Source organism: Methanoregula sp., assembly GCF_041645475.1.
Taxonomy (GTDB): Archaea; Halobacteriota; Methanomicrobia; order Methanomicrobiales; family Methanospirillaceae; genus Methanoregula.
Map to the genome: position 1 here is coordinate 1 of NZ_JBAZQA010000021.1, position 25,495 is coordinate 25,495.

30 protein-coding genes are annotated in these 25,495 nt (G+C 53.2%); 11 read left to right on the plus strand and 19 right to left on the minus strand.

The window, feature by feature from the left end:
• Nucleotides 1-310: 310 nt before the first annotated feature.
• Genes WC598_RS13755 through WC598_RS13795 form a run of 9 tightly spaced genes read right to left on the minus strand, consistent with a single transcriptional unit; the run spans nucleotide 311 to nucleotide 6,169 of the window.
• The gene (locus WC598_RS13755) at nucleotides 311-1,069 is read right to left on the minus strand and encodes a proteasome assembly chaperone family protein (RefSeq protein ID WP_372962081.1); all 759 of its coding nucleotides are present in this window, start codon (nucleotides 1,067-1,069) and stop codon (nucleotides 311-313) included.
• Nucleotides 1,062-1,217, minus strand: a complete 156-nt coding sequence (locus WC598_RS13760) for an RNA-protein complex protein Nop10 (protein ID WP_372962082.1) — start codon at nucleotides 1,215-1,217, stop codon at nucleotides 1,062-1,064. Before WC598_RS13760 ends, WC598_RS13755 begins: the two co-directional genes overlap by 8 nt.
• The gene (locus WC598_RS13765; RefSeq protein ID WP_372962083.1) at nucleotides 1,214-2,008 is read right to left on the minus strand and encodes a translation initiation factor IF-2 subunit alpha; all 795 of its coding nucleotides are present in this window, start codon (nucleotides 2,006-2,008) and stop codon (nucleotides 1,214-1,216) included. Before WC598_RS13765 ends, WC598_RS13760 begins: the two co-directional genes overlap by 4 nt.
• Nucleotides 2,009-2,016: 8 nt before the next feature.
• On the minus strand, nucleotides 2,017-2,205 hold the full coding sequence (locus tag WC598_RS13770; protein ID WP_319377697.1) for a 30S ribosomal protein S27e: 189 nt from the start codon (nucleotides 2,203-2,205) through the stop codon (nucleotides 2,017-2,019).
• A 6-nt stretch (nucleotides 2,206-2,211) separates the two neighbouring features.
• A complete protein-coding gene (locus tag WC598_RS13775; RefSeq protein WP_292547521.1) occupies nucleotides 2,212-2,490 on the minus strand; it encodes a 50S ribosomal protein L44e in 279 nt (92 codons plus the stop codon).
• A 38-nt stretch (nucleotides 2,491-2,528) separates the two neighbouring features.
• Complete coding sequence (locus tag WC598_RS13780) at nucleotides 2,529-3,212, minus strand: hypothetical protein (RefSeq protein ID WP_372962084.1); 684 nt, start codon at nucleotides 3,210-3,212, stop codon at nucleotides 2,529-2,531.
• A 10-nt stretch (nucleotides 3,213-3,222) separates the two neighbouring features.
• Nucleotides 3,223-4,353, minus strand: a complete 1,131-nt coding sequence (locus WC598_RS13785) for a DNA primase small subunit domain-containing protein (protein ID WP_372962085.1) — start codon at nucleotides 4,351-4,353, stop codon at nucleotides 3,223-3,225.
• On the minus strand, nucleotides 4,350-5,927 hold the full coding sequence (locus WC598_RS13790; protein ID WP_372962086.1) for a tRNA uridine(34) 5-carboxymethylaminomethyl modification radical SAM/GNAT enzyme Elp3: 1,578 nt from the start codon (nucleotides 5,925-5,927) through the stop codon (nucleotides 4,350-4,352). Before WC598_RS13790 ends, WC598_RS13785 begins: the two co-directional genes overlap by 4 nt.
• 5 nt (nucleotides 5,928-5,932) lie before the next feature.
• A complete protein-coding gene (locus WC598_RS13795; RefSeq protein WP_372962087.1) occupies nucleotides 5,933-6,169 on the minus strand; it encodes a UPF0058 family protein in 237 nt (78 codons plus the stop codon).
• A gap of 106 nt (nucleotides 6,170-6,275) precedes the next feature.
• Here WC598_RS13795 and WC598_RS13800 point away from each other — a divergent pair, with 106 nt between their 5' ends.
• Nucleotides 6,276-7,142 carry an ADP-ribosylglycohydrolase family protein gene (locus tag WC598_RS13800; RefSeq protein WP_372962132.1) on the plus strand — a complete coding sequence of 289 codons (867 nt, stop codon included), beginning with the start codon at nucleotides 6,276-6,278 and terminating at the stop codon, nucleotides 7,140-7,142.
• A gap of 583 nt (nucleotides 7,143-7,725) precedes the next feature.
• Here WC598_RS13800 and WC598_RS13805 read toward each other — a convergent pair.
• The 3 genes from WC598_RS13805 to WC598_RS13815 all read right to left on the minus strand — a co-directional run bounded on the left by WC598_RS13805 (nucleotide 7,726) and on the right by WC598_RS13815 (nucleotide 9,655).
• The gene (locus tag WC598_RS13805) at nucleotides 7,726-8,034 is read right to left on the minus strand and encodes a hypothetical protein (protein ID WP_372962088.1); all 309 of its coding nucleotides are present in this window, start codon (nucleotides 8,032-8,034) and stop codon (nucleotides 7,726-7,728) included.
• A gap of 83 nt (nucleotides 8,035-8,117) precedes the next feature.
• Nucleotides 8,118-8,564, minus strand: coding sequence for a UPF0179 family protein (locus WC598_RS13810; RefSeq protein ID WP_372962089.1), 447 nt, complete (start codon nucleotides 8,562-8,564; stop codon nucleotides 8,118-8,120).
• Between the two features lie 11 nt (nucleotides 8,565-8,575).
• On the minus strand, nucleotides 8,576-9,655 hold the full coding sequence (locus WC598_RS13815) for an NAD(P)-dependent glycerol-1-phosphate dehydrogenase (protein ID WP_372962090.1): 1,080 nt from the start codon (nucleotides 9,653-9,655) through the stop codon (nucleotides 8,576-8,578).
• A gap of 11 nt (nucleotides 9,656-9,666) precedes the next feature.
• Between WC598_RS13815 and WC598_RS13820 the strand changes: the two genes are divergently transcribed.
• The 5 genes from WC598_RS13820 to WC598_RS13840 all read left to right on the plus strand — a co-directional run bounded on the left by WC598_RS13820 (nucleotide 9,667) and on the right by WC598_RS13840 (nucleotide 14,627).
• Entirely contained in the window at nucleotides 9,667-10,533 is an 867-nt protein-coding gene (locus WC598_RS13820) for a DUF63 family protein (RefSeq protein ID WP_372962091.1), read from the plus strand.
• Nucleotides 10,526-11,092, plus strand: coding sequence for a stage II sporulation protein M (locus tag WC598_RS13825; protein WP_372962092.1), 567 nt, complete (start codon nucleotides 10,526-10,528; stop codon nucleotides 11,090-11,092). Before WC598_RS13820 ends, WC598_RS13825 begins: the two co-directional genes overlap by 8 nt.
• A gap of 13 nt (nucleotides 11,093-11,105) precedes the next feature.
• Nucleotides 11,106-12,542 (plus strand): proline--tRNA ligase, encoded by a 1,437-nt coding sequence (proS, locus tag WC598_RS13830; protein WP_372962093.1) that lies wholly within the window; start codon nucleotides 11,106-11,108, stop codon nucleotides 12,540-12,542.
• A gap of 170 nt (nucleotides 12,543-12,712) precedes the next feature.
• On the plus strand, nucleotides 12,713-13,105 hold the full coding sequence (locus tag WC598_RS13835) for a hypothetical protein (RefSeq protein ID WP_372962094.1): 393 nt from the start codon (nucleotides 12,713-12,715) through the stop codon (nucleotides 13,103-13,105).
• 382 nt (nucleotides 13,106-13,487) lie between these two features.
• Complete coding sequence (locus WC598_RS13840) at nucleotides 13,488-14,627, plus strand: hypothetical protein (protein ID WP_372962095.1); 1,140 nt, start codon at nucleotides 13,488-13,490, stop codon at nucleotides 14,625-14,627.
• 117 nt (nucleotides 14,628-14,744) lie between these two features.
• Here WC598_RS13840 and WC598_RS13845 read toward each other — a convergent pair whose 3' ends face one another.
• From WC598_RS13845 to WC598_RS13860, 4 genes are all read right to left on the minus strand, one after another.
• Nucleotides 14,745-15,320, minus strand: a complete 576-nt coding sequence (locus WC598_RS13845) for an archaellin/type IV pilin N-terminal domain-containing protein (RefSeq protein ID WP_372962096.1) — start codon at nucleotides 15,318-15,320, stop codon at nucleotides 14,745-14,747.
• 397 nt (nucleotides 15,321-15,717) lie between these two features.
• Entirely contained in the window at nucleotides 15,718-16,173 is a 456-nt protein-coding gene (locus WC598_RS13850) for a hypothetical protein (RefSeq protein ID WP_372962097.1), read from the minus strand.
• A 160-nt stretch (nucleotides 16,174-16,333) separates the two neighbouring features.
• Nucleotides 16,334-16,642 carry a hypothetical protein gene (locus WC598_RS13855; protein WP_372962098.1) on the minus strand — a complete coding sequence of 103 codons (309 nt, stop codon included), beginning with the start codon at nucleotides 16,640-16,642 and terminating at the stop codon, nucleotides 16,334-16,336.
• A gap of 2 nt (nucleotides 16,643-16,644) precedes the next feature.
• Nucleotides 16,645-17,538 (minus strand): Mrp/NBP35 family ATP-binding protein, encoded by an 894-nt coding sequence (locus tag WC598_RS13860; RefSeq protein ID WP_372962099.1) that lies wholly within the window; start codon nucleotides 17,536-17,538, stop codon nucleotides 16,645-16,647.
• A gap of 141 nt (nucleotides 17,539-17,679) precedes the next feature.
• Between WC598_RS13860 and WC598_RS13865 the strand changes: the two genes are divergently transcribed.
• From WC598_RS13865 to WC598_RS13875, 3 genes are all read left to right on the plus strand, one after another.
• A complete protein-coding gene (locus WC598_RS13865; RefSeq protein ID WP_372962100.1) occupies nucleotides 17,680-18,372 on the plus strand; it encodes a zinc ribbon domain-containing protein in 693 nt (230 codons plus the stop codon).
• Nucleotides 18,373-18,477: 105 nt separating this feature from the next.
• Nucleotides 18,478-18,894, plus strand: coding sequence for a hypothetical protein (locus tag WC598_RS13870; protein WP_372962101.1), 417 nt, complete (start codon nucleotides 18,478-18,480; stop codon nucleotides 18,892-18,894).
• Between the two features lie 371 nt (nucleotides 18,895-19,265).
• Complete coding sequence (locus WC598_RS13875) at nucleotides 19,266-20,411, plus strand: deoxyguanosinetriphosphate triphosphohydrolase family protein (RefSeq protein WP_372962102.1); 1,146 nt, start codon at nucleotides 19,266-19,268, stop codon at nucleotides 20,409-20,411.
• Nucleotides 20,412-20,428: 17 nt separating this feature from the next.
• Here the strand turns inward: WC598_RS13875 and WC598_RS13880 are convergent, their stop codons facing one another.
• From WC598_RS13880 to WC598_RS13890, 3 genes are all read right to left on the minus strand, one after another.
• On the minus strand, nucleotides 20,429-20,620 hold the full coding sequence (locus WC598_RS13880; RefSeq protein WP_372962103.1) for a hypothetical protein: 192 nt from the start codon (nucleotides 20,618-20,620) through the stop codon (nucleotides 20,429-20,431).
• A 48-nt stretch (nucleotides 20,621-20,668) separates the two neighbouring features.
• Nucleotides 20,669-22,756: a protein kinase gene (locus WC598_RS13885; protein WP_372962104.1), complete on the minus strand. Its 2,088-nt coding sequence runs from the start codon at nucleotides 22,754-22,756 to the stop codon at nucleotides 20,669-20,671.
• 90 nt (nucleotides 22,757-22,846) lie between these two features.
• Nucleotides 22,847-23,629: an FHA domain-containing protein gene (locus WC598_RS13890; RefSeq protein WP_372962105.1), complete on the minus strand. Its 783-nt coding sequence runs from the start codon at nucleotides 23,627-23,629 to the stop codon at nucleotides 22,847-22,849.
• Nucleotides 23,630-23,877: 248 nt separating this feature from the next.
• Between WC598_RS13890 and WC598_RS13895 the strand changes: the two genes are divergently transcribed.
• Nucleotides 23,878-24,129, plus strand: a complete 252-nt coding sequence (locus tag WC598_RS13895; protein WP_372962106.1) for a hypothetical protein — start codon at nucleotides 23,878-23,880, stop codon at nucleotides 24,127-24,129.
• Between the two features lie 508 nt (nucleotides 24,130-24,637).
• Nucleotides 24,638-25,471: an ion transporter gene (locus WC598_RS13900; protein ID WP_372962107.1), complete on the plus strand. Its 834-nt coding sequence runs from the start codon at nucleotides 24,638-24,640 to the stop codon at nucleotides 25,469-25,471.
• Nucleotides 25,472-25,495: the final 24 nt, after the last annotated feature.

Consider the following 25,495-nt stretch of genomic DNA (forward strand, 5'->3'; position numbering starts at 1 on the left):
CTATCCGTGAATTCTCAAAGCAAACGGTTTATCGTGAATCTGGAGGACGAAACTCTGGACATCCTCAACATCATGGGTCCCGCTTTTAGAAATTATTATTTCGTTAGGGAGTCCTGCGAAATGTAGGGTGCAGGGGGAGTTGGTGGGGAAAACCGGATCCCAACGCGGGTACTTTCCCGGTACCACGAGCCTGATCTGACGGGGTTTCAGATCGGCAAGGGAACAGGAACGTTCCATATCACAGCAGACCGGCAGAGTATGTGCCGTATTGAAAGAGCGAACAAAAAAGACGATGAAAGGAACGGGTTTCTCACCCGATATAGGTCAGCTCTTCATCTTTCTGGAGCTTGTCGCTCTCAACCAGACCCTCAATGACTTTCTCCATCTCGGAAGCACGCTCGTTGAGCCGTGTCAGGTCTACCGGGACACCGATCAGTTTCGAGAGGATCGCAAGAACGGATGCAGCGGCCATCGGATCCACGAGATACCCGCTCGTCTCACCCATGAGGCAGACCGCATCAATGCCCCGTTCAGCCGACATGCCGAGCATCAGGCCGGCAGCCCCAATGATCCCGCCACCAGGCTCTTCGCGGTCAAAGCGGACACCGGCGGCTTCCAGTTCGGGGCGAAGCTCGGCACGGTTCATGGCCCCCAGCACTCTCGGTTCATTCACAAGGTGGCCAACACCAAACCCACCGAGCGTATAGATGCGCTTTGCCTTGAGTTCAACGGCGATATCGCAGTATGCATCGGCAAGCAGGTAGTGCCCCTCATTCGAGGTGCTCTGGTGGTCCCCGACAAGGAAGATAAGATCTTTTCCCTCCCCACGGAACAAAAAAAGCTCGTTCCTTGCAAGCCGGGCAAGGCCGGTCTCGTCCAGGATAACTTGAGGGGGCAGGTAAATTGAGTGGATCTCGCCTATCTTCTCCGCCCCGAGCATGTGGATCATGTACTCGGCTACGAGCTTGCCGACCTGGCCGATGCCGGGAAGACCCTCAATGAAGAGGGGATCCACCGGTTTCTGATCCTTGAAACTGTCGAGATACCGGATCGTGATCTCTTCAATCATTCTTTGCCATCCTCCGGTAGTTCCCGTACTTGTCTTCAGGAGAGAAACGGGCCGGGTGGGCAACCGCGGTCGGCCTGCCGCATTTCGGGCAGGTGGGAGAAAGAGTATAGGTATGATCTGCCGGGCAGTACCGGATTCGGCCGCTCATTGGCTTTTCCCGGACTTCGGCTTCTTGACGAGCTTGCCTTCACCGCCGGCCTTCTCGACAACGGCGATAGCGGCGTTTGCAGCCTTTTCTATTGCCTTTTCTGCCTTCTTGTAATCGGGGGCAATGACCTTGATGCGGTAGGTGGGTGCACCGAGATAGAGAAGTTCGACTTCGACCCCGGCGCTTTTCTGGTCGGCATTCGCTTTCTTAAGAGCGCTCTTGATAACGGTGATACCATCCGGTTCCGTACAGGTCAGGTGGAGGTGCCCGGTAACTTCCACATGGGGAACCTTGACGCTCTCCTGCGCCACTTTCAAGAGGATCTCGGTGACGTTCTTCGAGAAACCAAGTTTCTTGAGCGTTGTTTCAGGCTCAATGACGATATCTTCAAAGACCGGGTAAAACGCCCCGTACTTCTTGAAAATGACATCCTCGATCTCCACAAGGGATTCACCGGTCTGTTCGGCAACAAACCCGAGCCACTTCTGGGCTTTACTTTCGTTCTTCCACTCGCGGATCTTCTCGCGGCGCTGGTGCTCGTTAACGTCCTTTAAGGAAAGATCGATGTGGCCACGGCTCCGGTCAACGTTGAGGACCTTGCAGACGATCTTCTGGCCCTCCCGGATGTGGTCACGGATATACTTGATCCAGCCGGTTGCAATTTCAGAGATGGGGATGAGCCCCTGGCGGCCACCATACTCATCCAGCGATACGAACGCTACGAAATCCTTAACGTTCTCGACTGTGCAGACGACAAGTTCTGCTTCCTGTGGCCACTCTCTGTCCAGCATGGGTTGACTCACTTAAGCTCTGAGACGATCTCAGCCTTGAAGTTGGCCTTGCCGCCGGTTGGGGTTGCAAGGTCGTGCCCGCAGACTACACACTTGACGACCGTGCTTGCCTTCTCAAAGACGGTCTGTTCATTCTCACAGTCTGGACACTTTACCTTGTAGAATTTACTCCGGTTTTCCCGAATCTGGCTTACCATGCTTGCTCACTCCGTCAGCTCAAACTTCGCGACACGGTAGCCCTTGCGCAGGTGCGCCTTTCCGCAGGTGACACAGCGGTACCGGACGTTGATCTTCTTCGTCGGCTTGTCGCCGCCGGGCACCTTGGAGAATTTACCCATGTTGCCTACTCTGCCTCTCCGTGCCTTCTGGCGGTCAATCCAGTGGAGGCCCGTTGTTTTGCCTTTCTTTACCTTTTCGACCTCGTGTACCTGGTGGTTCCGGCAGAAAGGACAATAGGTTGTGAATTTCGCTGGCATTTTCATAAAATTTTCACCGATAATGTTGATATCGAATACCAATATTATTTACAAAGATTGATATTTAAGACTATGTTGCGTTCCATTAGGACCGCAGCATTCCGCTCAGGAAGCGTCACTATATCTCCCTTTGAGAGGGTATAAATCCTCCCATCCACCCCCATGAACGAGTCCATGTCCGAAAGCACCCGTACAAGGGCACAGGGATGGGAGAGAGAAGCATCTGCGGCTTGCGGTTCGGGAGCCGGCAGCATGGCAGATTCTTCTTCCGGGAAGGGAGATGGTTCGCCCGCATCATCGAATTCTTCTTCCAGGGTTTTCACCGCAGGCAGCGGTACTGCGCGGGCAACTAACGGGACATTGCGCAGGAGGACGCCCTGGCACTGCTCGATACTGGAGGTGATATCCTCGAACATTGCCTTCTCGGCCGGGATCATGCGCTTGACTTCCTCGCGGTCGTAGTAGTTGCCTTCCGCGTGCATGATGGTGAGCGCAATGATCTTGCGGGAGCGGATCGCAAAAAGATCCTGGAGAGTCTGCCGGATCGCAAGGGTCTCATCTATGTGTGCGCGGGCATCATCAGAGAACGGGTCCTCGAACTCGTAGACCTTCTTTGTGATGGCGGACAGTTCCGCGTGACCTTTTTCAAAGATATCCGGGGATACGGACGTGAGTCTTCCCGTCTCCCGCTCTGATAGCAGGATACTGCGCAGGTCATCAAGATTCATCGGTTACCCCTCAGGCAATCTCTGCCATGCCACGGCAGCAGAGGAATACAGCCACTGCTTCCGGTACTGTAGTGATGCCTTTTTGGAGCTCATAAGTACTTCCGAGCATCGGCATCTTCATGGCAAATTTGAGATCCACCCGGACATCCCTTGTGCCAAAGACAACCGCATCAGTGAGCGGGTCGAAATCCGCAAGATCCCGGAGTTCAAGGGGCTGGACCCGCATGCCGCTGCCACCATGGAGGGAGGTCGGCATCCGGATCAGCCGTTTGGTATCGGTCGTGACCGGTTCATCGGCAAGGGCAGCCCGGGCGAGGAGGCGCGTTCTGAACTCGCCATCCGGCTGACTTACCAGCGCATGGAGAACCCGGTTTTTGAAGATCATGCTGTTCGGCCGCTTTTCGATATCGGCCACGATCTCGCCGCAGTTTTTCAGGAAGGTTCCTGCCGACTCTTTTCCGATCCCTTCAAGGGAGGTGAGGAACACAAGAGCCTCGTCTTCCGGCAGGCTCGCGATCCACTGCAGCGTCTCAATGAGCGCTGCGCGGTAGCGCTGTGGCCAGCCGGGTGATTGCGGAAGCTTCCCCGCGAGCATGGCAGAGGGATCGATCCCGATCCCGCAGACATAATCGATCAGTTCCCGGCGTTCGGCACTGCCCCAGCCACGGAACGCGATGTCCTTGATATGAACGTGATACCCGCGCCCCCCGGAGAAGACGAGCTCAAGGGTCTTTTTGTCCATTCCGAATTCATCGATGAGCATGGCAAGAAGTTTCTGCACTTCTACCTTGACCCGGGAAAGCATCTGGTCGTATGGCCCGCGGACAATGTGATCTGCATCGAGATCGAAGATCAGGTCGGCCCCGAGCCAGTGCTTGTCGGCCATGGTCCCGGCATCCGGCTTCTCATAGTAGGCCGTTGAGTAGTAGGTATGCTGGGGGATGAGGTTCCGGATATAATCCCCCAACTCATCCCGGCTGGAGAAACCCACATGGCGCCGCATGCGCATCTCGGTGGAACCTGCCTGGAAGAGGACAAAACCCCACTCCCGCTGTCCGAGCGATGATGGGGCAGGAAGGACCGCCTTCCGGTAATACTCGGAAAAACGCTGGCGGAGGAATTCGGTGGTGGCCGGGTTCATGGGAGATCCCTGATCATGTATGGCCCCCTGCGTTCATAACCCATCTTACGGTAATACGGGCGCACGCCGATACCGCTCATGATGGCAAGCCGCAAAAAGCCGGCACCGGATGCTATCTCCTCGGCCCGGCCAATCAGGATCCGCCCAAAGCTGCGGTGCTGCCATTCCTCGGATTCCGCATCCTTCCCCACGGATACAAGACTGCCATAGACATGGAGTTCCCGGAGGAGCGCTGCATTCTCCAGCTCAGCGCGGAAGACTGCAGAGGGGAAACGGAGCCGGGCAAACCCGATCAGAGAGTCGCCCGAGACTGCCGAGATGAAATGTTCCGTTCCGCCACAGGCCTCGTACTGCAGAACCCGAATCTCTGCTTCAGCAACGGACGGAAGCCTGCCGATCTCCCGGCAGCGGATACAGCGGCAGTGCCGGCCGGTTGCCTTGAGCCGGTTCTGGGCCAGCTGCCGGAAGTTGGAGTGCCGGGAGCCGGCAACGATCAGTTTTGCCGGGATATCCCGCTGGATCCGCTGGAGCCGGGTATATTCCGGGATCAAGGTTTTTGCGTATGCAATGAGATCCACCAGTTCATCTTCCTGGTACGGTGAATAGATCCCCCGCTCCCAGTGGTCCTCGATCTCGGAACCCGGGGTAACGAGCGTTGGATATATTTTGAGGAAGTCCGGTTTGAACCGGGGATCGGAGAAGATCGTTTCGAACATTCGCCTGTCAGACTCAAGGGTAGAATGGGGGAGGTTGGGCATCATGTGGAACCCGACCTTGAGCCCCGCATCGCGGAGAAGTGTATTGGCCTCCACAGAATCAGCAACCGTGCAGCCCCGCCGGTTGTACGTGAGAATCTCATCATCCACATGCTGAACCCCGAGTTCGACCTTGGTCACACCAAGATCCAGCATCCGCTCGATGTGTTCCCGCCGGCACCAGTCCGGCCGGGTCTCAAACGTGATCGCAATGCAGCGTATCGCGGACGTCTCGTTCGCGGCCTCTACCCCGCCAACCGGGAGGTATGCCGGGGAGGGAGAGCCGCCCGGGTAGGTATTCATCGCCTCAATGCAGCGGGAGACGAACTCCTCCTGGTACTCAGCCGGCCGGGCGGTCATGGTCCCCCCCATCACGATCAGCTCGACCTTGTCCACCCGGTGGCCGAGGATCTCGAACTGCTCGAGCCGGGCATGCACCTGCCGGAACGGGTCGAAGTCATGCTCCCGTGCCCGTTTTGCGGCGGGTTCCTCACCGGTGTAACTCTGCGGGGAGTGATACGGGTGATCAGGCCCACCGGGGCAGGGCAGGCACTTGCCATGCGGGCATGGGTAAGGGGAGGTCATAACCGCTACCGGTGCAACCCCCGAGAGCGTCCGGGTAGGCTTGACCATCAGGATCTTCCGGAGGGTTTCCCGATCCTCCGGTACGGCAGCGGCCAGGATTGCGGAATTTTTCGGTACCGCAGATAACCCATACTTCCGGCAGACAGCAATTTTGGCTGCAACAATAGCTGCATCGCCGGGAGGAAGGGTGAGGATGCGGGAGATTATCTCCCGGAATGCCAGCGCCTCATCCATACAGATTAATGTTCGGCTGCAACTTTCTGGGATGCAGTCTCTGAAGAATAGTTCACCACAGGCAGGGAATGTCCGTGGATATGGGTTACGATCTCATCCCCGAGGGTGAGGAGAGCGTCCTTGTGGGCTTTCTTGTCCTTGTGAATATGGACCGGTGAAATTTCAAGAGAGTTATATCGTTCAGTTCCGACTTCTTCGTTGGTGACGCCTTCGTAATACTTCTTGATGTGGATCATCAGCATATGTAAATGCAGTAACTCTTCCTTTTGCACACTATCACCTTCTCTAACCTGATCCTTTTTTTTGTGGTGCACATATACCTTACTGGTGAGATTTATAACAGGCAAAATGCGGCACGTGGGATCACTGGTTGCGCTCGCAATTGGCGATGCGTTGGGTGCGCCTTTGGAGGGATCTCTTCATACAGGGCCTTTCGTGACCGAAATGCGTCCCGGTGGGCGCCATTTCCGGAAAAAGGGGGAGGTAACTGATGACACCCTACAGGCTATGGCAGTTGCGGAATCGCTTGGTGCATGCAGGGGCTTTGACCAAAAAGACATTATATCTCGCCTTATTTCCGGTTACAAAAAACGGACGGAATGGTACGGCCCGACATCCTCCCTTTTCTTTGATCTGGTGCAATCCGGGACCCTGCCGCACCATGCCGCATACCTTGTCGACAAATGTCGTGGCAGCAGCCGGTCCAACGGGAGTGTGATGAGGGGCTTTCCCCTTGGCATATTTTTCCCAGCACGGGAAGTATATAATGTAAGCATTGATTGCTCGGCAATAACCCATTTCGATCCGGTTGCCGGCCACTGCTCGGCCTTCCTCAACACCATGGCAAGCAACCTGTGCCGGGGCGTTCCACGGAAGACCGCGTTCCGGCATGCCCGGTCCCTCTGTAGCAACCCAGAGGTTCATGCCGTACTCGGGAATTATGATCAATATCGCATAATTCCCGGGCTGGATGCGGTGGAGTGCTCCCACGCAGCCCTCACCTGCTTCATGAATGCCAAGACCCTGGAAAACGCAATCCTTTCGGCCATCAATCTTGGCGGGGACACCGACACGGTCGGGGCATGTACCGGGGCACTGGCCGGGGCATACTGGGGACTTGATGCGATACCAGTCCGGTGGCGGAGGGAAGTAGAAGGATATGATGAACTTGTCCGGCTGGCAGAGAGGGTGTGGGCGGGAAGGATGGACCGTTGAAGGACAGGATCTTGTTTTTTTGGTGCAATGTCATGTGTTTTTTTTCAGTCAAGATCCGGTTGAAAAATAAAGTTCAAGGTTTGATTGATCCGTATCGGATTTTCAATCGCTATCATGATCGCAATGAATTTTTTAAAATCAGAGTCTGTTGAAAAAATTTTAATCAAAGTCTGCGAAAAAAATTTCAATCAAGGTGCGGTTGCAGAAAGTTAAACAGGTTTGTATAAATAAAAATATGCAATTCACGACGGAAGCATGATTTCAGATAGCATCTTTCAACCAAAGGTCGCTTGAAAATTTTCAATCAAGGTTCGATTGAAAATAAAAAACCACAGTCCGGTTAATAATTTTAGTTCAGGATTCGATTGATCCGGATCGGGTTTTCATGCAGGGTCGTGATGCCGGTTGAAATTATAAACTCAAGGTTTGCTTGAAAGGTTCTGAGCGGGGCATGTACATTACAGCGCAACCAAGGGAATGGTGTTCTGATGTCATGTATCAAACGGGAATGGAATTGTATCCGCAGGATCTTCCGGCGTTCTGCTGAAAACAATGACCGCGGTTTCACCGTTACCGGTGTTCTCTATCGAGTGCGCAATGAAAGGGGAAATATAAACCAGTCCAAATCTTCTGAACGGGTATCCAAGACCCTCGATTCCCGCACACCGGTCTTAATATCCACAAGGTGAAGTGCAGCAGTACCTGCGGCAAGTGCAATCCACTCCTCTTTTTTTTCAGGGTAATGATTCGCCCTCGATCTACCAGGAGAGACAGACACCACATACGAATGAATTCCTGTAAAAGGAGTGTATTTGTACTTCATTGAAACGAGTTCGGCCAGCCAGCCGTCATCCCGGACATGTTTCTGCCACGGCAGGACAGGTACATTCATCAAAAGGAGTTTCAACGGATTCAAGGATTAACCTGCCGTCAGCATTTGCCGGACAGAGGTTGAGACGGATTGACAAAAAAAGGTTACGCCGGCCGGATCTCGACCAGTTTAAGCGAGCGGCCTTTCTCGCAGATATTCGGGGCATTGCCGAGCACATCGCTGACCACATACTTCTCACCATTCACCACCCCTTCCGGGCGGCAGAGGTCAAAACTCCTGCAGTCACTCTTGTTGCAGGAAAGCTCCGGTTTGATCTTGGAGTTGACGATCGCCATATCCGGGTTGATCAGGATGGTGATGGGCGCTTCCATCACTTCTACGGCCGTTGCACCGTTAAGGTGGACCAGACATTCGTGGTGGGTGGTGCGGACCGAGACAATCCGGTACTTCCTGCCTTTCTGGAGATTGTTGCAGGCTTTTTTCACCTTACAGGTATCGCATTCGGCAACCTCACCCTCATAAATGAACTCGACACCCTGCTTTGCAAGAACAGTTCCGACAAGCGTTACTTTCGTCTTTGTTTCTGACATGCCGATTCACCTCATTCCCGGTAGAGCATCTGTATGAGATTCCCTGCTGATTCTCTTGTAAGCCCCATATCGAGTATTGTGAAGCGCTCCGGACGGATAGTCTTTGCCATCAGGAGCGCTTCGACTGCAACAGCGTCTTCGATCCCGACTTCTGCCGGGGTGGTTGGGGCCCCGATACTCTTGAGCGATGCCCGTATGCCCCGCCAGTCGCCCCCGTGAAGGTACATGGAGATGATAGTCCCAATCCCGCAACTCTCACCGTGCAGCGCCTTACCTGGGGCTAGGCGGTCAAGGGCATGGGAGAATTTGTGCTCCCCGCCACTTGCCGGCCGGGAAGATCCCGCAATGCTCATTGCAACGCCACTGGAGACAAGCGCTTTTGTCACCAGCCATGCAGACTGCTCCTGGTGGGGCTTGATCAGGTGGGCATCCTTGACAAGGATTTCAGCGGTCATCTTCGACAGGGCGATGGCGTACTCGCTCACGGGTTCGCCTTTGATCCGGTGGGCAAGCTCCCAGTCAAGGATTGCCGTATAATTGGAGATCACATCTGCGCACCCTGCCGCGAGGAGGCGGTGCGGGGCAGAAGCAATGATGCCGGTATCGGCTACGATAGCAATCGGGGGTTCAGCTTCCAGTGACGAGTGCCCTTCAGCCATTGGCACCGAAGCCCGGGCAGACGCGATGCCATCATGGGATGCTGCGGTCGGTACGGAGATGAACGGGAGATTGAGATTGTACGAGACGATCTTTGCCGTGTCGATCACCCTCCCGCCCCCAACCCCGAGCAGGAAATCCATACCCCGGGCGGCCTTCTCGCATTCCTTGATGACCGAGACGCTGATCTCTTCGGCCATGAAGGGGGTCACATCGCAGGAAGCCGACAGGATATCCCGGACCTTCTCTCCCGCAAGGCCCATGGTACCCTTCCCGGAAACAAGCAGTGCAGATGACCCGAGCTTGAGGTCTTCAGAGACTGCCGGGATCTGGGATAGAACATCGTGGCCGATCACGACAACCCGTGGCAGCTGCATCCACTTGGACTTGTCAAAGACTCGGGGTTTGAGTAATTTTATTGCATCTGCGCTCATTCTTATCATGGATGATTAGTGATTTCATCTACAAATATTACATCGATCCCATTACGCAGGGCCAGGCCTATAATGTCGTGGATACGCTCACCTACGCAATCATCCTCGTTGCCGGTGTTTATTTACTCTACCGCTGGCTCTCGACATCAACATGGCTTGCAGATATCGGAATAACCATCAACCAGTCCTTCATCCTTGCCACAGTGCCTTACATCATCCTTGGCGGAGTTGTCCGGGTCATCGAGGATACCGGCATGATAACCGGCGACTGGAAATTCCTGCTCGTAACGCCACTGATCTATTTTGTGCTCTTTTTCTTTGTCATCGGCATGATGTTCATCTCACGGTGGCTCGTTGTTTCTGGCATAACAAAAGAGTTCGTGACATTCTATGCAGGGGCCGGGATCTTCGCGCTCTTCGTCTGCTGCCTCATCCTCACAGCATGGAGCACCACGCATCATGGCATTGACTTCTTCATCCTCTTCGCAATCCCGCTCATTGCACTTGTGGCGACAACCGCGGTCTGGTTATTTATGCGCTATGTCCTCTCGTGGAAGTATGTGGCGGATCCGCTGTATATCACGCTCCTTTTCGGCCAGCTGCTGGATGCCAGCGCAACAAGCTACGGGATCGATCTCCACCCATCGGTCCAGTATGTCGAGGCGCATGTCGTGGGATCGGCACTCATCAGTGCAACAGGTACGGCATTTGTCATGTTCCCGTTGAAACTGGTAGTGCTGTTCCCGGCTATCTACATCATGCAGATCTACCGCAAGGAGGCAAACCCCGCATTCTGGCATCTGGTTCTGCTCGCAATGATTGTGGTAGGCTTTGCTCCGGGTGTGCGGGACATGGTCCGGATGGTCCTGTATGTCTAATCCGACCCTGACAAACGCCATTATTATCACCCTCCTCCTTTTCTCTGCAACCATCACTGTCGGGTGGATCGGATCTGCCCAGAACCCGGATATCGGCCAGGATCTCATGAAACTGTTCCAGAAGGAGGTTGCCGGCCAGATGTCAACGGACAATGCCCCGGACATGTGCGTCAAGCTCTTCTTCAATAACTTCGAAGCCTGTCTTCTCCTCTTCCTTGGCGGAGCCTCCTTTGGCATCCTCACGATCTTTATCATGAGTCTCAACGGGATCGTGATAGGCGCGATCATGGAGGTCATCCATAAGGATCACAGCCCACTCTTTGTTGCTGCCGCCCTCGTCCCGCACGGGATCTTTGAAATCCCGGCGTTCATCATTGCCGGCGCCCTTGGCATCCTGCTCGCCCAGGCACTCGTTGCTGAATGGTACGGGGGCCCGGATACGGAAGTCGCGGCGCGAAAATATGCTAAACTCTTCCTCCTGTACGTGCTCCCGCTTGTTGCAGTCGCAGCGTGCGTCGAGGCTTTTATTACGCCTGTCGTCATACAATTAGTAACTTAGAGGGTTACTGGACATGGACGATGACGCGGGCACCCTGCCCCAGAAACAGGACTTTTCTGCATGGTTTAATGATCTCTTGTGGCGGGCCGAGATTATGGATGTCCGTTATCCGGTCAAGGGACTCTATGTCTGGTACCCGTACGGGTTTGCAATCCGCAAGTTCGTGTACAACCAGCTCCGCGAGCTCCTCGACCGCGACCACCAGGAGACGCTCTTTCCCCTGCTCATCCCGGAACAGGAGTTCATGAAAGAGGCCGAGCACATCAAGGGGTTCGAGGACGAGGTCTACTGGGTGACCCATGGGGGAACTACCCCCCTCGAAGTCAAGCTCGCCCTCCGGCCAACGAGCGAGACCGCGATTTACCCGATGTACGCGCTCTGGCTCCGCTCGCATGCAGACCTGCCCATGAAATATTACCAGATCGTAAACACGTTCCGGTACGAGACAAAACAGACCAGACCGCTCATTCGTCTCCGCGAGATCACCTCCTTCATGGAATCCCACACGGTCCATGCCACATGGGACGAAGCGGAAGCCCAGGTCGAGTACGAGCTCGGCCTCACCCGCGAGTTCTATGACAAGTTCTGCATCCCGATCATCATCTCAAAGAGGCCGGACTGGGACAAGTTCCCCGGCGCCGACTACACAATAGCCGTGGATGCGATCATGCCCAATGGCAAGACCCTCCAGATCGGCACGGTCCACCACCTCGGAACCCACTTCTCAAAGACATTCTCTATCACGTACGAGGACAAGGATGGGACTCAGCAGCTCGCAAATCAGACCTGCTACGGCATATCGGAGCGGTGCATTGCGGCACTCATAAGCCTGCATGGCGATGACAAGGGACTCATCCTCCCACCGGCAGCAGCGCCGGTCCAGGCCATCATCGTCCCGATCACAATCGGCAAGCGACACGAGGATGTGCTCGCAGCCGCCCGGAAACTGGAGGCGGATCTCAAGGCCGCAGGATTCCGGGTGAAGATGGATACCCGTGACATGCGCCCCGGCGCCAAATATTACTGGTGGGAGCTCCGCGGCGTCCCGCTCCGGCTCGAACTCGGACCGAGAGATCTCGATGCCGGAAAAGTGATGGCCGTGAAGCGAACCGGTGAGAAGACCTCACTCGAACTGGCAACCATTACGGATGGCATCACGAGAGTACTCGGTGAGATCACTGAGGCGATCCGGGAAAAGGCCGAGCAGCACACGAAATCCCACCTGGTCAGCGTGGATTCCATGCCGGCCCTTGATGCGGCCCTCAACGAGGGAAAAGTTGCCGTAGTCCACTGGTGCAAGGATCGCAGTTGCGGGGATGCCATTGAGGAGAAGACAAATGCGAGCATTCTCGGGACAGATGTCCGTTCGCAGTATGTCTCTGCAACCGAGGGAGCGTGCATTGTCTGCGGCAGGCCCGGCAACGCAACGCTCGTTGGACGTACCTATTGATCATCCCATTTTTTATCCATTGATTACTCCCGCGGGTTTTCCCCCACGAAAAAACCGCATCAGATCCATCCCATCGTTCCCGGTATTTCTGCTGCCGAACACCCGGAGCCATGTCTGCTGCAAACCACAAACTTGTTGGCCGATCCCTCCGAACCACTTAGCGATGCATAATGGATAGAATCACAAAACACCGGATAAAAAAAACAACATGGATTCTCATTTCCCTGGTTCTCGTAAGCATTCTGGTTCCGGCTGCACTCGCTGCGGAAGGAAATGCAAACCAGATCGGCATCCTTACCCCAGCACCTGATCTCAACGGCACCGGGGTATCCGTCACGAATATGACCGTGCCATCGGAATACCGGAGCACGCTTCCACCCGTCTCCGTTTTCAGGGTGGAAGTGACGGCAAGTTCCCTGCCCGGGCCCCGGGATATGGCGTATGGCCCGAGCGTGATCGGGTTCTCCATGGATCCCATTTCCCTTGCTATCATAATCCTGATAATTGCGGCAATTGCGACCGGTTTGTATGTCTATTCCCGGAAAAGATACAAGGAAAACTGAACGTATTTATCCCGGCCCATCTTTTTTAGCAACGGTACAGGTATTTCCCCGCCATTACCCGGGGGATTTGCATTTCACGAGCCCGGTAATGGGGAAAAAAAGACTGCAAACCCGGTCTTTTTTTATTTCCCTGCAGGAAATATGGTAGTGAAGACTCATGGAAGGCGGCAGACAAAGGAGCCCGGAAGAGGATGATGCTCCATATCTTCCTGAACGGTACCGCCGACATGTAGTGGCCAAGAAACAACGCAGGCTCCTGCGAAAGATCCTAATTTTTTTCGGCATCGTGGTTCTCGCAGTCATTCTGACCTTATTAATATTGGGAGATCAGCCCGACATCCACCAGCAATTCCGACAAACAGCGCCGGCCCAACCAGTTTCAATGATAATATCCGCCGACACACCTCAACATGGGACAATAAGTCAGGCCCCGACCGGCAGCCGGACCGAGAACGCAACCATCCTGGTTACACCACAGATCATTCTTGGGTCGGGCCTGCAAAATCTGACTGGATCCGGCCTGCTTCCAGTCGATACTGCAACGGACCGGGTCCGCCTTGAGTATCCGGCACTTCATTATACGGTTGCGAGTGTCAATCTCACGGAGTGGGAAGGACGACAGTATTATGAGTTTGGTATCATACCCCTATCCGATCCGGATAAGGAGGGAAACGTCCCGGTCTGGATCGATGCCATCAGTGGTGAGCCGTTCAGCCCGGGGCAGGACGCGGTAAAGATCACCGCAGAGCAGGCAAAACGGATTGTCACTACCTCCTTCCGATCCCAAAAACCCGATACGGTCCGGGTCAGGTACCGGGATATCCCCACGACCCCAGGTTCATGGGATTTTTTTCTCGTAAAAATGAACACTACGTTCCTCTCCGGTTCCCTGGACCCGGAGACCGGCCAGATCATCTCATTCTCCAACAGGATCCCCGCGGGCGGACAGCCTGCCGCCCCGGTCATCTCCCTTGCCGAGGCACAGAGGATCGCCGACCAGACCATTGCAGGCTGGAACGGTCCGATATCGATCAATATGAGTGCTGGGACGTTCGAATCCCAAAAAGAGAACGGGACACCGGTTGCAGGCCGGTATGTGTTCGAGTATGACCGGATTATACTGGATATTCCCTGTGAGGGGGATGGATTTACAGTTACCATTGATCCGGTAACCGGGGATATCACTGGATACGAGCGGCGATGGAACAATCCGGATAATGCTTTTTCCATTGCCTCGGAACCTCTCGTGACAAAAAGGGAAGCAACATTTGCAATACTCCAGAAGACAATGGAGATTTCCCCTGAATCTATCAACAGTGTCAGGATCCTCTCTACCCAACTACAGTGGAAAGACCAGCATGCACCAGGGGTTACTCCCCGCCCGGGCAGCATCCCCCTGGCATGGAACGTGGCATTCGATGATGAAACCCTTCGTGCTACAACCCCGCCGATGACAGCAACCGGATGGGTTGATGCCCAGACGGGAACAATCCTGGGCATGGATTATACTCGCGGGCAGTAATAGTTGTTTTTTTTGGTTGTAAACAAATTTTTAGTTGTAAACCAAAGTAAGCCTGTGTAACAGCAGCCACAAGCAATGACGAATGAATGAAACCACATACTGGTGAAAAAGAAAAAATTAGTAAAGGATATTTACATTCTGGATTGAAGCCGGGCCAGTGCGGGTTATACCGAGTGCAGCACCTATGGATGGTTTTACTTCTATCGTGAAATAATCGTTCTTTGTTATGCCGTTGGTTGGCATAGCCATAATGTCAAACTGCTCACCGCGTTCAAGGACCGAATCGGTGGTTACCTGGTTCTGGACAGCTACAATGGTCCATTTACCCGCAGTTGCTGCGTCTCCTTTTGCTCCCTGTGTGAGGGTCTGGAGTTGTGTTGCATTGCTGTACGTCAGCACCACCTTCTCAAAATCAACCGGCGTTCCCCCTGGAGCTAAAGCACAGGTGAAATTGACTGCATTGATTACCCCTCCGGCATTATTCGCACTACCATACACGTTTCCGACGATTTCAAGGGTTGAGCTTGCCTGCTGTACACCCGTGTGGACAACTTCCTGGCTCTTCTGGGTTGTGAAGAACCCGGCGCCGAGCACCACGTACGAGAACACTGCCGCAACGACAACGAATGCGATGAGCACAATCGCTGCCTCGAGACCGGTGAATGCATTGTCATTGTTGTTAACCAATTTCATATGGCACCTTCTTGGTGTAGGGATATTGGAATATCACCTATCCCCACAGCAGATAGGTCGGGGACATATACAAATTTTACCAAATGCCCAGCGGATACATTGTTTTTTAAAAACAAAATGTATTTATAATAATACTAATTGAAGAGGAAAATACCCCATCAAATATATGAATATGCTTGCCCACAAAATGGCTCAAATCTCGATAAAATTAAAAAAGTGGCATGGTTAAAGGGGACATATAGCCATTGGGACATATCTGCTGGGAATTCAGGTTCCTCAAAAACGGGATTATTCCGGTTCGCAGGATTCATCGGAACTGAATGGCTTCATAATGGGTAGAAACACGAAACTACAATTATTTTAAAGAAAAATAGGGGGATCGCAAGAAGAAAGGTCGTCAGCACCGATCGCAGGAATATTCCATCTTCAGAGCGGTTTTCCGCATATCGCCCCGAATCTGTTTTTTCCCACCCGCAAAAAACCATTTCTGGCATTTGACGCAGTGCTTGGGCCGGATTTTGTCGAGGGTCTTCATCGGGATCTCAAGCACAAATTCGGTTTTGTTCCAGTCCTCGGGGGGTTTCTCCGCGTTTGCTTCGTAGGCGGCTACAAACTCCATGATCTGGTGAGGGGGCACGCCCAGATCCACAAATTTCTTGAAAACGAAATAGTTGAAGATCAGCCAGGACAGATCAGAGCGATCGAGGATACCTTCGTACTCCCCGAACGCCTCATCGAAATCCTCAAGCGAGCAGCCGCACAGGGGGCATTTGCCCCCCACGAGCTCGTCAAGAAATACTTCTTCCTGGCACCCCGGGCAGGTTGTGTGCGGGGATTGCATGCGTGATGTCATTGTTGCTCCGATTTTTGAATAATTATCTGGTATTCATAACCGCGAATAGGTAAAACGGTTTCTGGTATGGGATTGATGTTCCTAGTATTGAACGGGCAGGGTGATAAGCGTATCACCAGTGCACATGCCCGACGATAAAAAGGTTATGGACCGGAAAAAATCAGTCTACGGAAGGTTCACCCTGTTCCATAACGAGGGTGCCGAAGATCACTTTTTCGAGCACCTGAGAGACGTACTTGATGTGCATAGCCTTCTCCAGATCCTCATTTCTGTGGACATCCGCCCAGAGCTGAAGGCGCATTAAGGAAAACCTGAACCGGTCCAGGGTATCGTCATCAAGGCTCATCGCTTCCCGGTAAATCGGTTCAAGCAAATCAGGGAAAGCGAGCGGATTCTCCAGCGCCACGATCACTCCTTTGTAGATGGGGAGCGGTTGCTCCTTTCCGGTAAGAATCCGCAGGTAATCCATGCTTATCCCTCAACAACCCTGATGAGCTCTTCCATGACTTTGTCCACGCACTTCCAGGTAGGGCTGTCGCCGCGCCGGATAATGAATGGCCTGCCTTCGTCGCCGGCCTTGCGCATCTCGATATCCAGCGGTATCGCGCCAAGGAACGGCACCTTGAGTTCCTCGGCAATCTTCTTACCGCCACCTTTACCGAAGAGATCGATCTCTTCGCCACAATGAGGACAGAGCATCCCGCTCATGTTCTCGACAATACCGATGACCGGGAGGCCGAGTTTCTCGATGAACTTTGCAGATTTCCGGGCATCCATGGTGGCAACGTCCTGCGGGGTCGTGACCACAACCGCCCCGCGGACGTTGGGGGCGAGCTGTGCGATAGTCAGGGCTTCATCTCCGGTACCCGGGGGAAGATCCACCACGAGATAATCAAGCGATCCCCAGTGTACTTCTGTGAGAAACTGCTGGATTGCAGCCATCTTCATGGGTCCGCGCCAGATGATGGGGGTGCTGGTGTCGGGCAGCAGGAACGCCATGGAGATGACCGAGAGGTTACCTGTAACGTGAACGGGTTCGATCCGGTCATCCATCATCGCAAGCTTGTGATCCTCGATCCCCAGCATCTTGGGCACGTTGGGACCGTGCATATCAAGGTCCAGGAGCCCGACTTTTTTGCCATGGGCCGAGAGCGCATAGGCAAGGTTGACGGAAACCGTTGATTTTCCTACACCGCCCTTCCCGGAAAGGACCATGATGACGTGCTTGACATCAATATCCACCTTGGGAGGCAATCCGGCCTTCCCGTTCTTTGCCGATGCACAGGTTGTTGCGGTCGGACAACTGGAGCATTCCTTCTTGCACTCCTCATCCGCCTGTTGTTTTGGTGTAGTATTCTTTGCCATGGGTAGCCTCCAGTAAAAACAATGATGTACTCTCAGCAGTTGTTCGCACAAGACAATAAAGATGTGGAGATTGAGACAAAGGTCTCGTATGCAGTCATCAATATATGCATATTTTATAGCCGGCCGGCTCACCGTTCACCAATGACACCCGGTCAAAAATTCTGTACAAATTGCGGAACCGGCCTCGTTCCCGGAATGAAGTTCTGTGGCCAATGCGGTATGGCCATTCCCATAGTTACCTCACCGGTTACGGTACCTGCATCCCCTGTTTCAGCGGCCCCTGCAACCGGAACACGACCTGCTGCGGGTGAAATCGTCGTCGGGATCGTCCCCTTTGTGGAACAGGGACTGATATCTGTTATTCATTACACGCTTGTTGTAACCAGCCGGCGTCTCATATTCTGCACGTGGGACCCAAAGACGGATGAGGTAATGTCGGACGCAGATGATGAGGTGATGCAGGAGTCCTGTTCTATCGAAGAGACAACAGACGAGATAACCCACTTCCGGGCAAAGGACTGGAGTGTGGGTCCGTGGCAGAAATACCGTTCCATGGCAACGGACAGTATCGCTACCAGCTCCATGGGAACGATCATTGTTCCCATCCAGGAGATTGAATCCGTGGATATCATCTGCGAAACCAGGACCTCCACCCAGGACAGCCTGTATGTGATGCACGGGCAAAAAGAACATACATTTGACCTGATGTATTCCCAAGGTCCGTTTCTCTTCGGGATCCTTGAACCAATTCTTGGGGAGCGCGTAAGTATGGCCGATCATAAGCACAGACGTTCCAAGATCGACCGTCTGATTACCGGGCAGGAATACAAGTAACCGGTTCTGCAACAAAGCATCTGCCATACGGTAAAAAAGAAGAACACGACCAACAGGTTGATGCTCGTATCGGGGGATCCTTCGGAAATGAGGGTTATTTGAGCCTTGGAAGAATTTAACGTGAAGATCGCAGTAAGCGTACTCCCAAGCGATTATACCTGCGATGGGGAGGACAACTCACTTCCTATCGAAATTGGCGGCGTGAATACCGGCATGTCACGGTGCCTTGCGATCATCGCCAATGATCCTAATACGCCGGGCGGGGGCGGTTTTGTATACTGGCTTGCACGGGAGAACGTGAAGTTATCCGGCCCTGCATCCAGTTTCGCTCTCACATCAACGATCAAGTACGGGGCTTCGGCACCCATGGACGTTACAGTGACCAGCGAGGTACTGACATCGATTATGCAGGCTACCAACAATGCCAACGGCCCGCTCAAGAACATGCAGGTCAGACTTGGCAACAAGAACGCGATGGAGTCTCTGCCAATGCAGATCTCGAGAAGTTCGGCTACACGGTGAAAGGGCCGGTATATCTCAAGGGAACCCTGGAAAAAGCCGGTTCAGGTACCGTCAGAATCAACCTCTCGGATGGCAGTCTCGGCCTTATACCAATTCCTTAAATCTCCGCGAAAAGGCAAAAACCGGTCTTGAACAGGCAATCAACAAACAACTTTCGGCAATGCCGGGGGTGAAGATCGACACGCTTTCGATCAATAACGGCCAGCTTCACGATTCAGGTGCATTCCCCCAGAGTGCATCGGCATGATACACGTTTTCCAGCATTCTAAAATCGTGCAGGGTTCTGCCGGTTTCGTCACCATTAAGATGCTCCGGGACAGATTCTCGATGACATGCCGAGATCTGCCCTCACACGGGTTCCGGATCCAGAGATGGAGTCTGCAATCCGGATGCAGACCGAACGCCGCGAATCGCTCCTTTCCCCCTTTGCCGCCCGGAGCTCCGGGGCAATCCGCCGTTTTGGGAGAAAACCGGAGGACATCCGGACACCCTACTCCCGGGATGCGGACCGGATTATCCATACGCGGGCCTATACCCGGTATATTGACAAGACACAGGTCTTCTATCTCGTTGAAAACGATCATATCACCCACCGGGTTATCCATGTCCAGCTCGTCTCGAAGATTGCCCGTACCATCGGGAGATGCCTCCGGCTCAATGAAGACCTGATCGAGGCAATTGCTGTCGGCCACGATATCGGTCACATCCCTTACGGCCATTTTGGCGAAACCTGCCTCTCGGAACTCTGCGAAAAGAACGGGATCGGGAAATTTTTCCACAATGTCCAGAGCGTCCGGTTCCTTGACAGGATCGAGGACTGCGATCTGACGGTCCAGGTACTTGACGGAGTCCTCTGCCATAACGGAGAGGCTGACGATGTCAGGATTGCACCTGAACGCTGTGAAAGTTTTGAGGCATTCGATCAGAAGGTTGAGGGAAATGCGGGAGGGAAGCGATCCCGTTCACCAATGACACTGGAAGGATGTGTTGTCAAATTCGCAGATACGATCGCATACATTGGCAGGGACATCCAGGATGCCCGCGAAGTCGGGCTCATCAATGAGGATATGCCAATACCGGATATCTGCGGGGAGGTCCTTGGCCAGAATAACGGCCAGATCATCAATACCCTGATCTACGATCTCCTTGAGAACAGCGATGCGGAAGAGACCGGATTTATCTCGTACAGCCAGGACGTTGAGAAAGCCCTCATCAACCTGCGGGCATTCTCCAGAACCAATATCTATGACAACCCGGCACTGATAACCGAACGAGAGAAGATCCGACAGATGTTTGCCACCCTGTTTTTTGCAGGTCTCCGGGATCTTGAGCAGGATAACCGCAGAGCCAGTATTTTTACCGATTTTATCGACAGTGGATATGTCAGCAAAACCTATCTTGGTTCTGCTACACCGGCTGAACTGGTACGGGACTTTATCGCCGGTATGACCGATCGCTATTTTGCCAGGAGATACGAGGAGTGCGTGTTACCCCGGAAAGTTGTGGGGAAGTTTTAAAGAAACAGGTAACGGAGTCAGTCGCACTTACTTTTTGGCCCGGTCCAGCCGGTGAACCCGCAATAGATGCAGCCAACGCTCTCACAGTGGAGGCACTGTCGTTTGGGAGCGGTGACAAGAACCGTGCCGGTCTTATTGCAATAGGTGCAGCCGAGCCCGCCACAATGCCCGCACTCTGCCGGTTCAAACGTTTTTTCAGGGGGTGTCATTCAGGAATCACCAGTAGTCATCTGTTCACCACGATACCAGAATTATAATCAGTCGTCATCTTCGTCAAGGTATCCCTGGAGAGCGGCCATGAGTTCAGCTGCTGAAGAATAACGGTCGTGTGGATTCTTTGCAAGGCATTTCAGGACGATCTTCTCGACAGCTGCTGCATCGGGATTATACGCCGAAGGGGGTATGGGGGGATCGCGCAGGATCGCATTCCCCACCTCAACAATACTCTCTCCGCCAAACGGGAGTGAACCGGTCACCAGCTCATAGAACACCACGCCCAGCTGGTAGATGTCCGTCCGTTCATCGGTCCGCCCGAATTCCGCAGGAGATACCTGTTCCGGAGCTGCATAGGAAAGAGAGAAGCCGGCAATGCTCGATTTCTTGACATCCGCTGCAAGAACCTTACTCATCCCCCAGTCCGTGATCTTGGGCACAAGATCTTCCGTTAAGAGAATGTTGTGGGGTTTGATATCCCTGTGGATGAACCCATGCTCGTGAGCGTACTGCAGCCCATCAACAATACCGGTGATGAGGTGGACTGCTTTCCACACCGGCAGCGGCTTTTCGATCGCCTCAAGCGAACTGGGTACAAATTCCATCTCAACATAAGGAATGGGCAGGATATTGACCGCGGTCACCTCAACAATATTCGGGTGGCGCAGCGTCTCCCAGGCTGCGATCTCGTTTAAGAAACATTTCCCCGTAACTTCGTCGAAACTGATCGGGATCTTCACGGCAACCCGCACATCATCCGTCTTCCTTACCGCAGAGAAGACCCATGCTATTCCCCCCCGGCCAACGAACATTATTTCGGTATATTTATTCTCCAGTTCCCGCGGGAAGTAGTTCTTCTGGTCGGTTACCGACAGATGAGGACTCGTCTGGGCACCCTCCAACTGAGCCGTCTTCTTCGAGAGAATTGTAGCAGGGGATGGGATTTTCCCAATGGCGGTTTTCACGAGCGATGTTGCCCGTACGATCGGGTTAATGCCCGGCCCCTCACCGGGTTTCGACCCGTTTTTACGGAGATACCAGATACCAGCCACAATTATCAGAATGACCAGCAGGATGGGCACTATTAGTATGCTGAAAGGGATCGCAGGCCAGGCATGGGTATTGGAAACCTGCACATCCGGGGAGGATGTGACCGTGCCCTGGAGCGTGAGAGTAGAAATGGGCGAGGCTGAAACGGTTGCTGCTGAAGAGGTCTGGGTTACAACGGTAGGTTTCAGGCCCGGGCTGCTTGTGGCAAGAACCACGCCGGTATAATATTCGCGCGGGTCCATCAAGGGAAATTCATCCAGGATGTTCTGCGCCGTTCCACTTTTCCCGGTCTGGATTGTCCCGACACTGACCACGTACGGAACGTCCCCGATACCATCCCCGTTCTTATCCCGCCCCTGGTAGTCCTTCCAGTAATTCCCCATCCGGCTTTCTGTTTTCTGGCCAAGGTAAGTGTAGGAATACGCAAGAAGGGAGCTCCACGTCGAGGATGGACTCTCGGATATTACATTCTGGTTGTTGAGGAAATTGTTTCTAATGATGAGGTTGGCAAGCGAAGTTGCATCAAGTGTTATGCCAACGGTGTTCTTCTGGAGCGTATTCTGCTCGATGCGATTATCAGAAGAGGATTCAAGGGAGATGCCGTATTGGTTGTTCTGCGTTATTTCGTTACCGGAGATGCTGTTTTTCCGTGCGGAAACGAGTGATATCCCAAGCCCATTATTCCGGAGGACATTATTGCGAATGACATTGTTGTTGGATGCAACGCGGATCCCGCTTGCCATCTCGGTGTTCTGGATGATGAAACCGTCGACAGTACAGTCATCCGCAAGGATCTGGATTGCATTGCCCTTGCCATTGGGATCGATTATCGGAACGCCGTTTCCGCTGTTAATCCCGATAAGAGAGATCTTCTTTTCCAGCCGGACATTCTCATCATAGGTTCCACTTTCCACCCGAACGGTGTCCCCGCTACTGGACCAGTCCACCGCCTCCTGAATGCTGGCGAACTCTGCTCCCGAGGGAGCAACGACATGATCTGCAGCAATTACGGGTACACAGGTACAAGTAAGGGCAAGAGCCGTGAAGAGGACTGCGCAGAGGATTCGGTACATCGGTATCATGGATATTCCGGGTTGGGGAAATGGGGGTTTTATCCGTTTTTCAGATTACTGGTTCGTGAGTATCCGTTGGCATTGATCTGGCTTATAGTATCAGGTTTTTTCCGGGAGTATTACCAGGAGCCTTACACCGTATGAGCCTTTTGCACATTCGATGAGATCCCCGTCACGCAGCTGCTCTTTTACGTTCTTTTCGAGTTTGCGATTATTGAGCTGAGTACCGCCGGTACTCCCACAATCTTCAATAAACCACCCGTCTTTGTCGTGAACGAATCGTCCGTGGGGTTTTGATACGCGCGTTACTGCCGTATAGCCCTCGGAAAGGACAAGGTCGTCGGGACCGGTGGCATCGGCGTTCTCCGGATCGATCCTCCCGATATTCACAAGATCGTGCTTGAGGAGGAAGAGTTTTCCATCATCCTGACCCCCGAGCACGATCGCTGCAGGCATGTTACCCAGTACTTCTTTTGAGAGGGTGCCTTTGACCTCATCGAGCCTGCGCGAGATCTCGCTTCCCAGGATCTGAACCCGCGTGTTGGAGAAGAAACCGAGGTTCCGTATGATCGCTTCCAGACCGCCGGGAACAAGGGAATACTCCCATACCGGGTGAATGCCCTTTGAAGTGGGCGCTCCAAGGCCGGCATCCTTCTTGATGACGCCGATACTCAACAGTTTGTCAAGGTGTTTTTTCGTGTTCTCGTAGCTGGTCTCGATCTCCTTTGAGATCGACCGGGCATCACGGGGTTTCTTTTCAATAAATTTTAATATCCTGAGCCGGGCGCTGCTCGACAGGACGTCAAGGTACTCTGACAGTTCCTCAAGCGAGTCCGACTCCTCGTGAATGATGATTGTGGGAGACTTATCTGCAGGATCCATAACGCTCCACCCGGGTTATCCCTAATCTTTTTTTACCCGTTGGTTATGGGAAGAGTTAGGCATAACGGTTTATATTTCCTCCCCATGCGTTCATCCTGCAGGTTGATTGTTCTAACCCGGAAGTTACATGCATCAACCCGGGCGATTTTGTGTATTTATCTGTCCGGGCATATGAGGTAGTGAGTGGGTGACGCTGCAGCAGAACGCAGCGCATTCACCGACCATACACAATTTATGGGAACCTTACTATGGACACGGGAAAAATTCTGACCGGGGTTGCATTCCTCCTCCTCTCAGTAGCCCTGATGGTGTCGCCATCGAGTGCTGAAATGCAGGGGCTGCACTGCGAAGCCGGCTCCGCGCCGGTGGCACTTCTGGGTGAGCCAAACGGAATCTCATTGGATATCCGGGAGATACCTGCATTCACAGGCACGGGGCTTTCTCCCAAAGACCATCCAGCTCAGTTGAATTTGCCATACCTCCTCAACCCGGGTTCATGATAAGGTTCCATGACACATGCCACGTAGCCGTATGAACGACAACAACTATGGATAATCCCGACATACTCACGTGTCAGTAGCCCGGGGTTGTTTCCACCATGTGGCCCGTACCTGTTCACCCGGATGGGACAAGGGAACCATCTCTCACTCCAGAGAGAGGGAGGATTGCACAAGTCCTTCCGGATCATACAAAAAGCCAACATAATCCTTTTTTGATATCAGTCGGAATATCCAGCTCATCTGAAAAACAATCCATTGAACCTGATCACTGAATCCGGTTCCATTCATTTCAGATTCCATGCAGTTTTTAAAAGGGCAGGTTACGGTAAGGAACGATGACAGGCAGATGCAGCCAAGCGCCCCAGCAGAAAGATTACATGAACCGTTGGACGGGATGGTACTTGCTCCGGTAAACGAGATCAATCCGGCAAAAAAGATATGCCAGTATTTATTGCTGATATCATTAAACACAAAACCGGGAATATCGGAATTTCAGGATGGGATCTCAATGGGAACTGATATCCAGAAGCAGGTGTATGAGATACTCGAAAGCCAGAGCAGGGATAGTAGGGCAGGGATATTCGTATCCCATGCACTGATCCTCCTCATCCTTATCAACGTCATTGCAGCGGTATTAGAGACAGACGCCGTAATATTCCAGAACTATGGAAGAATTCTTGACATTATTGCCGCGGTTTCGGTTTTCATCTTTACCGCAGAATATATCCTGCGGGTCTGGTGCTGCACACAGAATCCCGATTTCCGGTTGCCGGTCACCGGCAGGCTCCGGTACATGGCCACACCGGCTGCGATCATCGATCTGCTCGTTATTGTGCCGTTCATTATCCTGCCCTTCATTGCCCACAAGGGATTAACTTCGCTCATCCGATTCCTGCGCATATTCTGGATCCTGAAGATCGGGCATTACACCCGAAGCCTCACAACCTTTTCCCGGGTATTTAAGGCAAAGCAGGAAGAGATCTTTATTGCTTTTTTTGTCATGCTTGTCCTGCTCGTGATGGGATCTGCCATGATCTTCTATGCGGAACATGATGCACAGCCCACAAAATTCTCAAGTGTTCTCGCGTCCATGTGGTGGGGCATCGAGACCATGGCTACGATCGGATACGGGGATATGGTGCCCGTCACCCCGCTGGGTAAGGTCATCGCCAGCTTCGTTGCTCTTGTGGGAATAGGTCTATTTGCTCTCCCGGCAGGTATCCTTGCATCCGGGTTCATCGATGAATACAGTAAAAAGCGAAAGGATGAGCAGGAGCCGCCAAGAGTCTGCCCCCATTGCGGGAAAGAGATTGATGAGAAACCAAAGGAAAAGGACTTCTGATTCTCTGGTTTTCTGAGTGCTGGA

What these genes read in the sequence shown, in the direction of transcription:
- WC598_RS13755 (WP_372962081.1), bottom strand. Translation starts at nt 1,069, where the DNA reads ATGATTGAAGAGATCACGATCCGGTATCTCGACAGTTTCAAGGATCAG.
- WC598_RS13760 (WP_372962082.1), bottom strand. Translation starts at nt 1,217, where the DNA reads ATGAGCGGCCGAATCCGGTACTGCCCGGCAGATCATACCTATACTCTT.
- WC598_RS13765 (WP_372962083.1), bottom strand. Translation starts at nt 2,008, where the DNA reads ATGCTGGACAGAGAGTGGCCACAGGAAGCAGAACTTGTCGTCTGCACA.
- WC598_RS13770 (WP_319377697.1), bottom strand. Translation starts at nt 2,205, where the DNA reads ATGGTAAGCCAGATTCGGGAAAACCGGAGTAAATTCTACAAGGTAAAG.
- WC598_RS13775 (WP_292547521.1), bottom strand. Translation starts at nt 2,490, where the DNA reads ATGAAAATGCCAGCGAAATTCACAACCTATTGTCCTTTCTGCCGGAAC.
- WC598_RS13780 (WP_372962084.1), bottom strand. Translation starts at nt 3,212, where the DNA reads ATGAATCTTGATGACCTGCGCAGTATCCTGCTATCAGAGCGGGAGACG.
- WC598_RS13785 (WP_372962085.1), bottom strand. Translation starts at nt 4,353, where the DNA reads ATGAACCCGGCCACCACCGAATTCCTCCGCCAGCGTTTTTCCGAGTAT.
- WC598_RS13790 (WP_372962086.1), bottom strand. Translation starts at nt 5,927, where the DNA reads ATGGATGAGGCGCTGGCATTCCGGGAGATAATCTCCCGCATCCTCACC.
- WC598_RS13795 (WP_372962087.1), bottom strand. Translation starts at nt 6,169, where the DNA reads ATGCTGATGATCCACATCAAGAAGTATTACGAAGGCGTCACCAACGAA.
- WC598_RS13800 (WP_372962132.1), top strand. Translation starts at nt 6,276, where the DNA reads ATGCGGCACGTGGGATCACTGGTTGCGCTCGCAATTGGCGATGCGTTG.
- WC598_RS13805 (WP_372962088.1), bottom strand. Translation starts at nt 8,034, where the DNA reads ATGAATGTACCTGTCCTGCCGTGGCAGAAACATGTCCGGGATGACGGC.
- WC598_RS13810 (WP_372962089.1), bottom strand. Translation starts at nt 8,564, where the DNA reads ATGTCAGAAACAAAGACGAAAGTAACGCTTGTCGGAACTGTTCTTGCA.
- WC598_RS13815 (WP_372962090.1), bottom strand. Translation starts at nt 9,655, where the DNA reads ATGAGCGCAGATGCAATAAAATTACTCAAACCCCGAGTCTTTGACAAG.
- WC598_RS13820 (WP_372962091.1), top strand. Translation starts at nt 9,667, where the DNA reads ATGATTAGTGATTTCATCTACAAATATTACATCGATCCCATTACGCAG.
- WC598_RS13825 (WP_372962092.1), top strand. Translation starts at nt 10,526, where the DNA reads ATGTCTAATCCGACCCTGACAAACGCCATTATTATCACCCTCCTCCTT.
- proS (WP_372962093.1), top strand. Translation starts at nt 11,106, where the DNA reads ATGGACGATGACGCGGGCACCCTGCCCCAGAAACAGGACTTTTCTGCA.
- WC598_RS13835 (WP_372962094.1), top strand. Translation starts at nt 12,713, where the DNA reads ATGGATAGAATCACAAAACACCGGATAAAAAAAACAACATGGATTCTC.
- WC598_RS13840 (WP_372962095.1), top strand. Translation starts at nt 13,488, where the DNA reads ATGATAATATCCGCCGACACACCTCAACATGGGACAATAAGTCAGGCC.
- WC598_RS13845 (WP_372962096.1), bottom strand. Translation starts at nt 15,320, where the DNA reads ATGAAATTGGTTAACAACAATGACAATGCATTCACCGGTCTCGAGGCA.
- WC598_RS13850 (WP_372962097.1), bottom strand. Translation starts at nt 16,173, where the DNA reads ATGACATCACGCATGCAATCCCCGCACACAACCTGCCCGGGGTGCCAG.
- WC598_RS13855 (WP_372962098.1), bottom strand. Translation starts at nt 16,642, where the DNA reads ATGGATTACCTGCGGATTCTTACCGGAAAGGAGCAACCGCTCCCCATC.
- WC598_RS13860 (WP_372962099.1), bottom strand. Translation starts at nt 17,538, where the DNA reads ATGGCAAAGAATACTACACCAAAACAACAGGCGGATGAGGAGTGCAAG.
- WC598_RS13865 (WP_372962100.1), top strand. Translation starts at nt 17,680, where the DNA reads ATGACACCCGGTCAAAAATTCTGTACAAATTGCGGAACCGGCCTCGTT.
- WC598_RS13875 (WP_372962102.1), top strand. Translation starts at nt 19,266, where the DNA reads ATGGAGTCTGCAATCCGGATGCAGACCGAACGCCGCGAATCGCTCCTT.
- WC598_RS13880 (WP_372962103.1), bottom strand. Translation starts at nt 20,620, where the DNA reads ATGACACCCCCTGAAAAAACGTTTGAACCGGCAGAGTGCGGGCATTGT.
- WC598_RS13885 (WP_372962104.1), bottom strand. Translation starts at nt 22,756, where the DNA reads ATGATACCGATGTACCGAATCCTCTGCGCAGTCCTCTTCACGGCTCTT.
- WC598_RS13890 (WP_372962105.1), bottom strand. Translation starts at nt 23,629, where the DNA reads ATGGATCCTGCAGATAAGTCTCCCACAATCATCATTCACGAGGAGTCG.
- WC598_RS13895 (WP_372962106.1), top strand. Translation starts at nt 23,878, where the DNA reads ATGGACACGGGAAAAATTCTGACCGGGGTTGCATTCCTCCTCCTCTCA.
- WC598_RS13900 (WP_372962107.1), top strand. Translation starts at nt 24,638, where the DNA reads ATGGGAACTGATATCCAGAAGCAGGTGTATGAGATACTCGAAAGCCAG.